Origin of the sequence: Allomesorhizobium camelthorni (assembly GCF_011045125.1) — a bacterium.
GTDB classification, from domain to species: domain Bacteria; phylum Pseudomonadota; class Alphaproteobacteria; order Rhizobiales; family Rhizobiaceae; genus Allomesorhizobium; species Allomesorhizobium camelthorni.
Window position 1 is genome coordinate 152713 of sequence record NZ_JAAKZF010000004.1, and the last position, 14016, is coordinate 166728.

General features: G+C 63.6%; 11 protein-coding genes and 1 pseudogene. 3 read left to right on the plus strand and 9 right to left on the minus strand.

Annotated elements, in window-relative coordinates:
• Window position 1 precedes the first annotated feature (1 nt).
• Window positions 2–1546, plus strand: a complete 1545-nt coding sequence (locus tag G6N73_RS05990; protein ID WP_165024873.1) for a SpoVR family protein — start codon at window positions 2–4, stop codon at window positions 1544–1546.
• A gap of 22 nt (window positions 1547–1568) precedes the next feature.
• On the opposite strand, the gene urtE is transcribed toward G6N73_RS05990, so the two are convergent.
• The 5 genes and pseudogenes from urtE to urtA all read right to left on the minus strand — a co-directional run.
• A complete protein-coding gene (gene urtE, locus G6N73_RS05995; RefSeq protein ID WP_165024711.1) occupies window positions 1569–2264 on the minus strand; it encodes an urea ABC transporter ATP-binding subunit UrtE in 696 nt (231 codons plus the stop codon).
• 285 nt (window positions 2265–2549) lie between these two features.
• Complete coding sequence (gene urtD, locus G6N73_RS06000; RefSeq protein WP_165024713.1) at window positions 2550–3296, minus strand: urea ABC transporter ATP-binding protein UrtD; 747 nt, start codon at window positions 3294–3296, stop codon at window positions 2550–2552.
• A 3-nt stretch (window positions 3297–3299) separates the two neighbouring features.
• Window positions 3300–4535, minus strand: coding sequence for an urea ABC transporter permease subunit UrtC (gene urtC / locus G6N73_RS06005; RefSeq protein WP_165024715.1), 1236 nt, complete (start codon window positions 4533–4535; stop codon window positions 3300–3302).
• A gap of 178 nt (window positions 4536–4713) precedes the next feature.
• A complete protein-coding gene (urtB, locus tag G6N73_RS06010) occupies window positions 4714–6294 on the minus strand; it encodes an urea ABC transporter permease subunit UrtB (RefSeq protein ID WP_165024875.1) in 1581 nt (526 codons plus the stop codon).
• A 181-nt stretch (window positions 6295–6475) separates the two neighbouring features.
• Window positions 6476–7702: pseudogene (urtA, locus tag G6N73_RS06015) on the minus strand (urea ABC transporter substrate-binding protein); the annotation flags it as partial.
• 500 nt (window positions 7703–8202) lie between these two features.
• Here urtA and G6N73_RS06020 point away from each other — a divergent pair.
• Both G6N73_RS06020 and G6N73_RS06025 read left to right on the plus strand, forming a co-directional pair.
• Window positions 8203–8661: a (2Fe-2S)-binding protein gene (locus G6N73_RS06020; protein WP_008837236.1), complete on the plus strand. Its 459-nt coding sequence runs from the start codon at window positions 8203–8205 to the stop codon at window positions 8659–8661.
• 2 nt (window positions 8662–8663) lie between these two features.
• Complete coding sequence (locus tag G6N73_RS06025) at window positions 8664–10865, plus strand: xanthine dehydrogenase family protein molybdopterin-binding subunit (protein ID WP_165024719.1); 2202 nt, start codon at window positions 8664–8666, stop codon at window positions 10863–10865.
• A gap of 51 nt (window positions 10866–10916) precedes the next feature.
• On the opposite strand, the gene G6N73_RS06030 is transcribed toward G6N73_RS06025, so the two are convergent.
• The 4 genes from G6N73_RS06030 to G6N73_RS06045 are packed head-to-tail and all read right to left on the minus strand — an operon-like array spanning window position 10917 to window position 14012.
• The gene (locus G6N73_RS06030; RefSeq protein ID WP_165024877.1) at window positions 10917–11615 is read right to left on the minus strand and encodes a fumarylacetoacetate hydrolase family protein; all 699 of its coding nucleotides are present in this window, start codon (window positions 11613–11615) and stop codon (window positions 10917–10919) included.
• 2 nt (window positions 11616–11617) lie between these two features.
• On the minus strand, window positions 11618–12373 hold the full coding sequence (locus G6N73_RS06035) for an ABC transporter permease (protein WP_165024721.1): 756 nt from the start codon (window positions 12371–12373) through the stop codon (window positions 11618–11620).
• 6 nt (window positions 12374–12379) lie between these two features.
• The gene (locus tag G6N73_RS06040; RefSeq protein ID WP_425484050.1) at window positions 12380–13147 is read right to left on the minus strand and encodes an ABC transporter ATP-binding protein; all 768 of its coding nucleotides are present in this window, start codon (window positions 13145–13147) and stop codon (window positions 12380–12382) included.
• Between the two features lie 37 nt (window positions 13148–13184).
• A complete protein-coding gene (locus tag G6N73_RS06045; protein ID WP_165024725.1) occupies window positions 13185–14012 on the minus strand; it encodes an ABC transporter permease in 828 nt (275 codons plus the stop codon).
• Between the last annotated feature and the right edge of the window lie 4 nt (window positions 14013–14016).

Sequence of the window (14016 nt, forward strand, 5' to 3'; positions counted from 1 at the left end):
CATGGATCCAGGCACATCCGGTTTGCTGTTTCCTGGTTCGGACTGGGATTTCGCCACGCTGTCGCGCGCCCACGACGCCATCGGGAAGATCGCGACCGACGAGCTTCACCTCGACGTCTATCCCGTGCAGATGGAGATCATCTCGTCCGAGCAGATGCTCGACGCCTACTCCTCGATCGGCATGCCGCTGATGTACCGCCACTGGTCGTTCGGCAAGCATTTCCTCTACCAGGAGCTTTTGTACCGCAAGGCCGGCCGCGGGCTCGCTTACGAACTCGTCATCAACTCCAATCCCTGCATCGTCTACCTGATGGAGGAGAACACCATGCCGTTGCAGGCATTGGTGACGGCGCATGCCGCCTTCGGCCACAACCACTTCTTCAAGAACAATTATCTGTTCCGCCAGTGGACGGATGCGGGCGCGATCTTGAGCTATCTGGATTTCGCCAAGAGCTACATCACGCGCTGCGAGGAACGCCACGGACTGGCCGCGGTGGAGGAAATCCTCGATGCGGCGCACTCATTGATGGAACAGGGCGTGTTCAGGTATCGGCGCCCGCCGAAGCTGTCGTCGGAAAAGCAGCGCGAAGGCATTCGCGAGCGCCTGGAATACGAAGAACGGTCATACAACGATCTGTGGCGGACCGTTCCGAAGCCCAAGAGCGGCGAACCGGCCGACGAGGCGGAATCCAAAGTGGCGGAGCGGAAGAGATCGCTGCATCTGCCGGAAGAGAACCTGCTTTATTTCCTCGAGAAGAACAGCCTGATCCTGGAGCCCTGGCAGCGCGAGGTCATCAGGATCGTCCGCATCATCGCGCAATATTTCTACCCGCAGCGGCAGACGCAGGTGATGAACGAAGGCTGCGCCACCTTCGTGCACTACACCATCACGAACACGCTTTTCGACCGGGGCCAGATCAGCGAAGGCGCCATGCTGGAGATCCTGCGCAGCCATTCGAACGTGGTTTTCCAGCCGGGGTTCGACGACCCTCGCTATTCGGGCATCAATCCCTATGCGCTCGGCCTCGACCTGATGCAGGACATCCAGCGAATCTGCATGCATCCGACGGCAGAGGACCGCGACTGGTTTCCAGACATCGCGGGCAATGGCGACTGGCGCGAAACCCTGCTTGAGGCCTGGGCCAACCATCGCGATGAATCGTTCATCCGTCAGTATCTCAGTCCTACCCTGATAAGGAAATGGCGGCTCTTCACCCTCAACGACGCTGCGAGCGACTCGCACTACCAGGTCGCATCGATCCACAACGAACGGGGATACGAGAAGATTCGCTCAGCGCTCGCCGACAGCTATGATGTCGGGACGAGCCGGTCGGACATCCAGGTGGTCGACCTCGATCTCCTCGGCGACCGGCATCTGCGTTTGCAGCACAAGATCAGGGACGGCATCGTCCTGGAGGAGGAGAGCCGGGACGCGACGCTGCGCCATGTCCGCAAGCTCTGGGGCTACGATGTCAGCCTGCAGGGCGTGGACGCCGAAACCGGCGCCTCGGTCTACGAGTGTTCGACACGCCAGATCGAAGAATGACCAGGCGCGCTACGGGCGCGGGTCAGACCGTCAAAAACTTTCGCACGTGAGGCTTGTCGAGGTCTTCGGCCGGACCGGTGTGCACGATCTGGCCGCGATCCATGACATAGACTTCGTCGGCGAGTTCGCGGCAGAAATCGAGATATTGCTCGACCAGCAGCACGGCGATGCCTGCCTGGTCGCGCAGATAGCGGATGGCGCGGCCGATATCCTTGATGATCGACGGCTGGATGCCCTCGGTAGGCTCATCCAGCACCAGCAGCTTCGGGCGCATGACAAGCGCGCGGCCGATGGCGAGTTGCTGCTGCTGGCCGCCCGACAGGTCGCCGCCGCGCCGCGCCAGCATCTGTCTCAGCACCGGGAAAAGCTCGAACACGTGTCCGGGAACATTGCGATCGGCGCGTTTCAGCGACGCGAAGCCGGATTCGAGGTTTTCCTTCACCGTCAGCAACGGGAAGATTTCCCGCCCCTGCGGCACGAATGCGATGCCCGACCGGGCGCGATCGTACGCCGCGCTCCGGTCGAGCGCCTTCCCCTCGAAGGCTACGCTTCCCGATGTCAGCCGGTGGTGGCCGACGATCGATCTCATCAGGCTGGTTTTGCCGACACCGTTGCGGCCGAGCACGCAGGTGATCTTGCCCGCCCGCGCCGTGAGCGAGACCCCGCGCAGCGCCTGCGCCGCGCCGTAATGGAGGGTGGCGTTGGAGACTTCCAGCATCAGAAGCCTCCGCAAAAGGTCAGGAGGCCTTTGACCCGACCAGCCACAGCTTGGGCCGGGGCTTTCTGGTCTCGACGGTGATGGTCCGATGGTGGCAGCTGAACGAGACCCGCCAGCACTCCCGCGCGCCGGAAGCCGTCTGCGTCTCCCACATGCCTTTTAATTTGAACGGCGGCGCGCCGACCTCGCTGCGCCACTCGACATTCCCGATCTGAAATTGAAACTGGCCAGCTTTCAAGCCGGCGCGCAAACGCGTCCAAAGCTCGCGAGAGTTCATTGCAGTCCCTACCGCCCAAGATACACCTCCATTACTCGCTCATCTGACGAGACAAAATCAAGTGTTCCTTCGGACAGGACCGCCCCTTCGTGCAGGCATGTGACTTTTACGCCAAGCTCGCGCACGAAATGCATGTCATGCTCGACGACGATGATCGAATGCGTCTGGTTGATGTCCTTCAGGAGACGCGCGGTTTCTTCGGTCTCTGCGTCGGTCATGCCGGCGACCGGCTCGTCGACCAGGAGCAGCTTCGGATCCTGCGCCAGGAGCATGCCGATCTCCAGCCACTGCTTCTGGCCGTGCGAGAGGTTGGCGGCCAGGGCGCCACGCTTGTCGCCAAGCCGGGTGACGCCGAGGATGTCGTCGATGCGGCGCGCCTCCTCGGCCGACCGGCGGTGGAACAGCGCCGGAAAGATCGAGCGCGGACCGTTGAGCGACAGCACCAGATTGTCCTCGACCGTATGGCTATCGAACACGGTCGGCTTCTGGAACTTGCGGCCGATCCCCATCATGGCGATCTCGGCCTCGTCGTGGCGTGTCAGATCGACCTGACCGTCGAAGAACACCTCGCCCTCGTCGGGCCGCGTCTTGCCGGTGACGATGTCCATCATCGTCGTCTTGCCCGCCCCATTGGGGCCGATGATCGCGCGCATCTCGCCCCTGTCGAGCACCAGCGAGAGCTTGTTGATGGCGCGAAAGCCGTCGAAGGCGACGGAGACGCCGTCGAGATAGAGAATGGTGCCGGATTTCGACATCTTCTACTCCGCCGGTTGCGGCTCGGGGCCGCCACTGGGTTTCGCCCACTCGCCGGTCGGCGCGCCAGATTGTGCGCGCCCGATCTTGGGCGGCGTCGGGTCGATGTCTGTGCCGGCCTCCGCCGCGACGGAAACTTGTCGCTGCGCCCGCGCATCGCGCCACTGGTCCCACAGGCCGACGATTCCCTTGGGCAGGAACAGCGTGACTGCGACGAACAGCCCGCCGAGCGCGAACAGCCACAGTTCCGGAAGCGCGCCGGTGAACCAGCTTTTTCCGGCGTTGACGAGCAGCGCGCCGATGATCGGGCCGACGATGGTGCCGCGGCCGCCGACGGCGGTCCACACCACCACCTCGATCGAATTGCCGGGGTCGAACTCGCCAGGATTGATGATGCCGACCTGCGGCACGTAGAGCGCGCCGGCGATGCCCGCCATCACCGCCGATACGGTGAAGGCGAAGAGCTTCACGTTTTCCGCCCGCCAGCCGAGGAAGCGGGTGCGGCTTTCGGCGTTGCGCACGGCGATCAGCAGCTTGCCGAATTTCGAGCTCACGATCAGCCAGGTGACGAAAACGCCGAGCGCCAGTGCGATGGCGCTCGCAGCAAACAGCGCCGAGCGCGTGGCGTTCGCCTGCACGTTGAACCCGAGTATGTCCTTGAAGTCGGTCAGGCCGTTATTGCCGCCGAAACCCATGTCGTTGCGGAAGAAGGCGAGCAGCAGCGCGTAGGTCATCGCCTGCGTGATGATCGAGAGATAAACGCCGGTGACGCGGCTGCGGAAGGCAAACCAGCCAAACACCAGGGCGAGCAGCCCAGGTACGAGCATGACCATCAGCGCCGCGAACCAGAACTGGTCGAAGCCGTACCAGAACCAGGGCAGTTCCTTCCAGTTCAGGAACACCATGAAGTCGGGCAGGTCGGGATTGCCGTAGACTCCCCTCGAGCCGATCTGGCGCATCAGATACATGCCCATCGCGTAGCCGCCGAGCGCGAAGAACGCGCCGTGGCCGAGCGAGAGGATGCCGCAATAGCCCCAGACGAGGTCGAGCGACAGCGCCAGCAGCGCGTAGCAGAGATATTTGCCGACCAGCGCCACCATATAGGGCGGCACGTGGAAGGCGCTGCCGGCCGGCACGGCGACGTTGAGCACGGGCACGACGATCGCCGCCGCGACCAGCAGCACGATGGCGACGAAGATGCGGCGGTCGGAGCCGGCGGCGAAGAATTTTCCGGAGATCACGGCAGGGATCTCCGACGCCGACCGCCGAACACAAGGCTCTTTCCAGGAGAACCCCCACCCCTAACCCCTCCCCTCAAGGGGGAGGGGGACACGAAAGCGCCGCCGCCAAGTCCCCCTCCCCCTTGAGGGGAGGGGTTAGGGGTGGGGGTAAGATCTTCGAAGAACCCGCGGCCCGTCATCATGCTTCCACCGCCCTGCCCTTCAGCGCGAACAGGCCGCGCGGGCGCTTCTGGATGAACAGGATGATCAGCACAAGGACGAGGATCTTGCCGAGCACCGCGCCGGCATAGGGCTCGAGGAATTTGTTGAGCACGCCGAGCGAGAAGGCGCCGACCAGCGTTCCCCACAGATTGCCGACGCCGCCGAACACCACGACCATGAAGCTGTCGATGATGTAGCCTTGGCCGAGATTGGGCGAGACGTTGTCGATCTGCGACAGCGCCACCCCGGCAATTCCGGCTATGCCCGAACCCAGCGCGAAGGTCAACGCGTCGACCCATGGCGTCCTGATGCCCATCGAAGAGGCCATGCGGCGGTTGGCCGTGACGGCGCGCATCTGCAGGCCCCAGGACGTGCGCTTCATGACGAAGAGCAGCAGGAAGAACACGGCGAGCGAGAAGGCGAGGATCCAGAGCCGGTTCCAGGTGACCGAAAGCTCGCCTATGTCGAACGCTCCCGACATCCAGGAAGGATTGCCAACCTCGCGGTTGGTCGGGCCGAAGATCGAGCGCACCGCCTGCTGCAGGATCAGCGACACGCCCCATGTGGCGAGCAGCGTTTCCAGAGGACGGCCGTAGAGGAAGCGGATGATGCCGCGCTCGATGGCGAGCCCCACCGCGCCGGAGACCAGGAAGGCGAGCGGCAGCGCGATCGCCAGCGACCAGTCGAACAGGCCGGGAAATGACGTGCGGATGATGTTCTGCACGATGAAGGTCGTGTAGGCGCCGAGCATCACCATCTCGCCATGCGCCATGTTGATGACGCCCATGACGCCGAAGGTGATGGCCAGCCCGATCGCTGCGAGCAGGAGAACGGAACCCAGCGACAGGCCGTACCAGACATTCTGGGCGGAGGCCCACAGTGCCAGCGTCGAGTTCATGCTGGCGACGGCGGCGGAAGCGGCGTCCTTCAGTGCGCCTTCCGCGCCGGTCTCGTAGCCAGTCAGCAGCGACAGCGCATCGCGGCTTCCTATCCCCGCAATCACATCGATCGCGGCGAGTTTCTCGTCCTCGGGCAGGTCGGAGACCAGCACCGAGGAGGCGCGCGCCTGCTCCAGTTTCAGCTTCACCGAGCCGATCGTTTCCTTGGCGATTGCGGCGTCGAGCGCTTCGACGTTCGCGGCAACCGGCGTCTTGAACATGGTGTCGGCCGCGGCGATGCGGGCATTGGCGTCGGGCGAGCCGAGCGTCAGCCCGCCGAGCGCGTCCCGGATGCTCCGGCGCAGCGCGTTGTTCACCTTGATCTTGGTGACGGCCGCCTTCGGTTCTTCGCCGGCCTCCGCGCTGGTAAGCGGGTCGGCGAGCTTGATCGCCTGACCCGCCTCCTTGCCGATGAAGACGGCGGAATCGGATTTGCGGAAATAGAGGTCGCCCTCGGCGAGCGCTGCCAGCGGGCGTTCGACAGCGGGATCGCTGGTTGCCGCCAGCTCCTGCACGACCGCCTCGGTGGCCTTGAAGTTCTGCGCCGCCGCGAATTTGGCGATGATGGCACGAAGCGCGGCTTCGTCGGCGGAAGCCGGCGAGGTGAAAACAACCAGCAGGGAGAGGAAGAAGGAAAGAAATGCAAAGACAGCGCTCTTATGGCCCTTCGACAGGCTCAGGATCAGAGGCGGGCAACGTAGAGCGGGAAGGATCAACTGGTGTCTCTCACTTCTTGAAGGATGGCTTCCGGGCGGGAGGGAGGAGAAGTCTCGCCCGGAAGCGCTCGCGGTCAACTTCAGGTTAGTTGATGCCCTTGCCACCGCATTTGCCGGTGGCGACGTTGAAGTTTCCGCAAGAGAGCGGCGCGCGCCAGTCGGCGATCAGGTCCTTGGAGTCCGGCAGGTAGTCGGACCATTCGTCGCCGACCACCAGGCCGGAGGTCTCCCAGACGGTTTCCATCTGTCCGTCGGCCTGGATTTCGCCGATCAGCACCGGCTTGGTGATGTGGTGGTTCGGCATCATCGACGAGAGGTCGCCGGTCAGGTTCGGCACGGACACGCCGATGATGGAATCGATCACGGCGTCGGGATCGGTGGTGCCGGCTTTCTCGACGGCTTTGACCCACATGTTGAAGCCGATCACATGCGCTTCCATCGGGTCATTGGTGACGCGCTTGTCGTTCTTGGTGAAGGCGCGCCAGGCGTCGATGAAGGCCGTATTCTCCGGCGTGTCGACCGACTGGAAGTAGTTCCACGCGGTCAAATGGCCGACGAGCGGAGCGGTGTCGAGGCCGGCAAGCTCTTCCTCGCCCACCGAGAAGGCGACGACCGGGATGTCTTCGGCCTTGATGCCCTGGTTGCCGAGTTCCTTGTAGAAGGGAACGTTGGCGTCGCCGTTGATGGTCGACACGACGGCGGTCTTCTTGCCGGCCGAGCCGAAATTCTTGATGTCGGTCACGATCGTCTGCCAGTCGGAATGACCGAACGGCGTGTAGTTGATCATGATGTCTTCCTTGGCCACGCCCTTCGATTCCAGGTAGGCCTGCAGGATCTTGTTGGTCGTCTGCGGATAGACGTAGTCGGTGCCGGCAAGCACCCAGCGCTCGACGCCTTCCTCGTTCATCAGATAGTCGACGGCCGGGATCGCCTGCTGGTTCGGGGCAGCGCCCGTATAGAAGACGTTGCGCTGGCTCTCCTCGCCCTCGTACTGGACGGGATAGAAGAGCACCGAATTCAGTTCCTCGAACACCGGTAGCACGGACTTGCGCGATACCGAGGTCCAGCAGCCGAACACGGCCGAAACCTTGTCGACGGCAATCAGTTCGCGCGCCTTTTCCGCAAATAGCGGCCAGTCGGAAGCCGGGTCGACCACCACGGCTTCGAGCTTCTTGCCAAGCAGCCCACCCTTCTTGTTCTGCTCCTCGATGAGGAACAGCATCGTATCCTTCAGCGTCGTCTCCGAAATCGCCATCGTGCCCGACAGCGAATGCAGGACGCCGACCTTGATCGTCTCTTCCTGCGCCAATGCCGGCGTAGCGAGACCGAGACCTGCCGCGACAGCGCTCGCGAACAGGAATTTTCCGAATGTCGAGAAAGTACCCCTCATATTCCACACCTCCAAAAAGGGTTGTTTTAGCACCGCGTAATACAAAGCAACCGGCGTGCCAGTCCGGGCAAAACACCAATGCCGACGGATTAAGCGTGTGTGCTCAAAGGGTTAGAGATCCGGAGCAAAATTCGAAACCGGGCTGGCGCTGCCCGCCGCCAAGGATTGGAGTCGATTTGGGCAGTCAGCAGCAAAGCTGCTCATAATTTCAGCAAGGCCGCATTCTGCATAAAATACGCTCATTTTCTGTGCATTCGGCTTGGGCCGTTCACGATGTCGCGATTGGCCGCTTAAGCGCTTGTTGGCTTGGCGGGCTGACCCTAGTCTCTACGGAGCTACACCTCGCGAATAATGTCCGGAGCCCCAGCCGGATGAGGCGCAGCTCCAAAAAATAGCCAGCCCCAAGACAAGGAGAGCCAGCCATGGTCGCTTTCACCCTCAATGGCGAAGCGCAAACGCTCGACGCCGACCCGGAAATGCCATTGCTATGGGCAATCCGCGACGTCGTCGGGTTGACGGGAACCAAATTCGGTTGCGGCCTCGCGCAGTGCGGCGCCTGCACGGTCCATATAGACGGCGTGCCGACCCGCTCATGTCAGACCGCGATCAGCGACATAGAAGGCGCCTCGATCACCACCATCGAAGGCCTGTCCGGCAAGGTCGGCGAGACGGTGCAGGCCGTCTGGGCCGAGCTCGACGTGCCGCAATGCGGCTATTGCCAGTCCGGCCAGATCATGTCGGCCGCTGCCCTTCTGGCCGAAACGCCCAAGCCAACCGACGACGACATAGATTCTGCGATGAGCGGCAATCTCTGCCGCTGCGCCACCTATCAACGCATCCGCACGGCGATCCACGAAGCCGCAAACCGGCTGGAGGCATGACCATGTTGCAATTTCGAGCAAAGAAAGAAGCGGTGCAGGCGACGCGCCGCCAGTTCCTCATCGGCACGGCAGCAACCGCGGCCGGGCTCGCGGTCGGCTACCGGCTGATCGCCGCCGGGCCGGCGGCCGCGCAAGCCGCGCCCGCGGCCGCACAGGCCAACCCCTTCCAGACCTATGTCGAGATCACGCCCGCGAACCGGATCGTCATCCACTCCTCGCAATTCGAGATGGGGCAAGGCTCCTATTTCGGCATCGCGACGCTGGTGATGGAGGAGCTTGACGGCGACTGGGCGCAGGTCGACGTGATCGGCGGCTCCGGCAACACCGCCCTGTTCGGCAATCTCGCCTGGGGCGGCGCCTTCCAGGGTACCGGCGGCTCCACCTCCATGACCTCGTCGTGGGAGCGTTATCGCAAGGCCGGCGCGGCCGCCCGCGCGATGCTGGTCGCGGCAGCCGCAAAGGAGTGGAACGCACCTGCCGACGAGATCACGGTGGCTTCCGGCGTGATCGCTCACGGATCGAACAAGCGCGCCACATTCGGCGAACTGGCGCAAGCCGCGGCCGGCATGCCGGTCCCCGAGGATGTGCCGCTGAAGTCGCGCGACAAGTGGACCCAGATCGGCTCCGATACGCTGAAGCGCTACGATTCCGCCGGCAAGACCAACGGCACCCAGCCCTACACGATCGATTTGAAGATGGACGGGCTGTTGACCGCCGTCATGATCCATCCGCCGAAGTTCGGCGGCGAGGTGGCGAGCTTCGACGCGGCCAAGGCCAAGGCGCATGACGGCGTCGTCGACGTGATCCAGACGCCGCGCGGCATCGCGGTCGTCGGCAAGAATATGTGGGCGGCGCTGAAGGGCCGCGACCTTGTCACCGTCGAGTGGAACGAAGCCAAGGCCGAACAGCGCGGCACCGCCGAGATCATGGCGGAGTACAACAAGCTTGCCGACGGCCCGGCCAAGGCCACGGCCCGCAATGACGGCGACGCTGCCGCGGCGCTGGCAAGCGCTGACAAGGTCGTGGAGGGGCACTACGAATTCCCCTACCTCGTCCATGCCTCGATCGAGCCGCTGAACGCCGTTGCGCGCATCGGCGAGGACGGCACGGTCGAGGTCTGGGGCGGTCACCAGATGCCCGATCTCTATCAGGCCGCCGCCGCTCAGGTCGCCGGGACCACGCCGGACAAGGTCAAGCTGCATGTCATGAAGACCGGCGGCAGTTTTGGCCGGCGCGCCGTTTCGGACGCGGATCTGATCGTCGAGTCGGTCGCGGTCGCCAAGGCGCTCGGTCCCGGCAAGCCGGTCAAGGTGCAGTGGACGCGCGAGAACGACATGCGGGGCGGCCGCTACCGGCCTGCCTATGTCCATGCGATCAAGGCAGGGCTCGACAAGGACGGGAACATCGTGGCGATGCACGACCACATTGTCGGGCAGTCGATCATGGCGGGTTCGCCCATGGAGGCGATGATCGAGAACGGCGTCGATGCGACTTCGGTCGAGGGAGCATCCAACCTCCCCTATGCGGTGCCCAATCTGAAGATCGACCTGACGACGACCGACGTGAAGATCCCCGTGCTGTGGTGGCGCTCGGTCGGATCGACCCACACCGCCTACGTCATGGAGACTTTCGTCGACGAACTCGCCGCGGCCGCCAACCGCGACCCGGTCGAGTTCCGCCTGTCCATGCTTGAAAAGCATCCGCGGCACGCCGCGGTGCTTCGGCTCGCGGCGGAGAAGGCCGGTTGGGACAAGCCGCTGCCGGAGGGCCGGTTCCGCGGCGTGGCGCTGCATGAGAGCTTCCACACCTATGTGGCGGAAGTGGTCGAGATCACCTTCAACGGCGGCAGCGACTTCACGGTCGACCGCGTGGTCTGCGCCGTCGACTGCGGCACCGCGATCAACCCCGACCAGATCCGCGCCCAGATGGAGGGCGGCATCGGCTTCGGGCTCGGCGCGATCCTGCAGGAAGAGCTGACCCTGACCGGCGGCGTGGTCGACCAGGAGAACTACGACACCTACACGCCGCTGCGCATCGACCAGATGCCGAAGGTGGAGGTGCATATCGTGCCCTCCGACGAGCCGCCGACCGGCGTCGGCGAGCCGGGCGTGCCGCCGATCGGCCCGGCCATCGCCAACGCGCTGCGCGCCGCGACGGGCAAGACGATCAGCAAGCTGCCGATCATCAAGAACCTGTCGGCATAGGCGAAGACGACATGCAGATCGGCCGCGATTTTGATCGCGGCCGGTTTGCCTTCAGACAACGCGTACCTCGATGTCGCCGACGCCCTCGACATGGCCGCGAAGCACGTCGCCGCGGTTGACCGCGCCGACGCCCGCCGGCGTTCCCGAAAGAATGACGTCGCCCGGCATCAGCGTGAACAGGCCCGACAAATAGCTGATCATTTCCGGAACCTTCCAGATCATCTGGTTGAGGTCGCCGGTCTGCTTGCGCTCGCCATTGACGTCCAGCCAGATCGCTCCCTGGGTGGGATGGCCGATAGCGCTTGCCGGCACCAGCGGCGTGCACGGCCCCGACGCCTCGAACGCCTTTCCGACTTCCCAGGGGCGGCCCATCTCCTTGGCCTTTCCCTGCAGGTCGCGCCGCGTCATGTCGAGGCCGATGCCATAGCCGTAGACGCAGTCCATCGCCTTCTCGACGGGAATGTCGGTGCCGCCGCTTTTCAGCGCCACGACCATCTCGATCTCGTAGTGGACATCGTTCGAAGCTGGCGGATAGGGAAATTCGCCTGATGTATCGAGGTTGTCGGGGTTTTTCTGGAAGAAGAAGGGCGGCTCCTTGTTCGGGTCGTGGCCCATCTCGACGGCGTGCGCGGCGTAATTCCGGCCGACGCAATAGACCCGGTGCACCGGAAACAATTTGTCGGTTCCCTGGACCGGCAGGGCCGGGATGACGGTCGGCTGGATGACATAATTCGAGGTTGCGCCGTGCATGTTCACTGTCTTGCTCCTGCATAATATTCGACTTTGGCTTCGGCTCTTTCGATCAGCTCGGAGATCAGCAGGGCGAAGGCAAAAAGGATGATGGTGAGGGCCCAGAATTCGGCCATGCGGAAGTTCCGCGAGAAGGTTTCGAACAGCGCGCCGTAGCCGACGATGGCGACGAGCAACTGGCCGATGACGACGCCTTTGACGCCTCGGATGAGGCCGAGCCGGATGCCGGCTAGGATTTCCGGCAGCGCGGCCCAAAGGATGATCTTGGTATAGAGAGCCGGGCGCGACGCACCGTAGGAACGCGCCATCTCGATCAGCGACGGCGAGATGTGCCGAACCCCTGCCCTCGTGTCCAGAACGATGATCCAGATCGCGAACAGGAATACCGCGGCGACGATCGTCTTTTCGCCGAAGCCGAACAGGATCATCAGCACCGGCACGATCGCCGAGAGCGGCGCACTGGAGAAGATATTGACCCACATTCCAAGCAGATCGTCGGCGATCCTCACGCGTCCCATGAGGATGCCGAGCGGAATGCCGACAACGATCGCCAGGGCCATGCCGATGGCGAAGGCGCGGAGCGTCGTGACGGTGGCGCTCTGCCAGGACGGCAATTGCACGAGGTCGACCGCCGCTACCAGAACATCGCTGAAGGGCGGCAGCAGGAAGATGAGGTCAAGCCGGCCGACGATCTCCCAGACGACGCACCAGACCAGGAGCGACGCCATCATCGGCACGCGGTAGCCAAAGAGTGTCATGGCAGGTCACTCCACATACTGCTTCAGCCCCTGCCAGATCTCGTCGACCGTATCGAGATAATGCTGGTCCCGGTGGATGCGCTCGGGGTCGCCCGAGCGGTCGATTTCGGGCTCGATGATCTGCGAGACGCGGCCCGGCCGCGGCGACAGCAAAACGATGCGGTCGGAGATGTAGACCGCCTCCTCGATGGAGTGGGTGACGAAGATGAAGGTCTTGTTCTGGTTGGTCCTGAGCCGGATCAGGTCTTCCTGGAATTTCCGCCGGTTCTGCTCGTCGACCGCCGAGAACGGCTCATCGAGGAGCAACACCTCCGCATCCACCGAGAGCGCTCGCGCCAGGCCGACGCGCTGGCGCATGCCGCCCGAAAGCTCGTGCGGATATTTGTTCTCGAAACCGGCAAGGCCCACCTCGCCGATATAGTGGCGCGCTTTGCCCTCGCGTTCGGTCTTGTTGACGCCGCGCAGTTCGAGGCCGAAAGCCACGTTGCGCATAACCGTCGCCCAGGGCATCAGGGCGAAATCCTGGAAGACGAAGGCGCGTTCAGGCCCCGGCCCGCTGACCGGCTTGCCATCGACCGTGACGGTCCCGGCATTGGCCTCGATGAGGCCGGCGATGATCTTCAGAAGAGTCGTCTTTCCGCAGCCGCTTGGCCCGAGAAGGCTGGTCAGCTTGCCACGGGGGAAGTCGAGATCGATGCCGCGCAGCGCCTCGACATCCCCGTAGGTCTTGGAAATGTCCCTGACCTCCACGATCGAATCGACTGGCGCCGGCATGGGCGGTGGTTCCTTTCGCAAGACAGCGCTGCGCATGTCAGGCTCCTCTCTTCTCAGGCCTGAAAATGCGGACTTCGACCCACTGCAGGAAAACGAGCGTCAGGGTCGAAAGCGCGATGATCGAGCCGATTGTTGCATACATCTCGGCGTAATCTGCGCGCGAGCGGTGGAAAGTGATGAGGTCGCCGATGCCGGTCGGCGTGATCAGCAGTTCGGCGAGCACGACGCCGACGAAGCCTGCAGCGACGCCGAGGCGCAGGCCGGCGAAGATCACCGGGCTGGCGTCGGGAAGGATGATCTTGGTGACGCTCTGCCAGCGCGTGCCCAGGAATGAGCGGCACATCACGAGAAGGGATTCGTTGACGTTGCGCACCGCCTTGTAGGTGTTGAGCACGATGACGGGCAAAGCCAGGATCATCACGGCGAGCGTCTTGGCGGTCAGGCCTATGCCGTAGACGAAGGTGACCATCGGAATGAAGGCTGCCACCGGCGCCGCCTGCAGCACTATGAAGATCGGGATCGCCAGCCATTCGCCGGTGCGCCACAAGCCGCAGAGCGTGCCGAGGCCGACGCCGATGAAGGCCGAGAGCACGACACCGAGCAGCAGCGGCTGCAGCGTCGAAAGATAGGCGCTGGGCAAGCTGCCGTCGGCCATCAGCCCGAAGAAAGCGATGATCGTGTCCGAAAAGGTGGGGAAGGCGAAACTGACGGGAATGCGCCCAGCGATTTCCCAGATGCCTGCAAAGAGCGCGATCGATATGAGGCGGAGAAGGATCGGGTGGTCCTGCCACCCTGCCGCTTCGCCGCGCCCGGAAAGGGGAGCGAAGCCAACGGCTTCGCTCTCTGTTCTAATGCTGCTCGCCATCAGG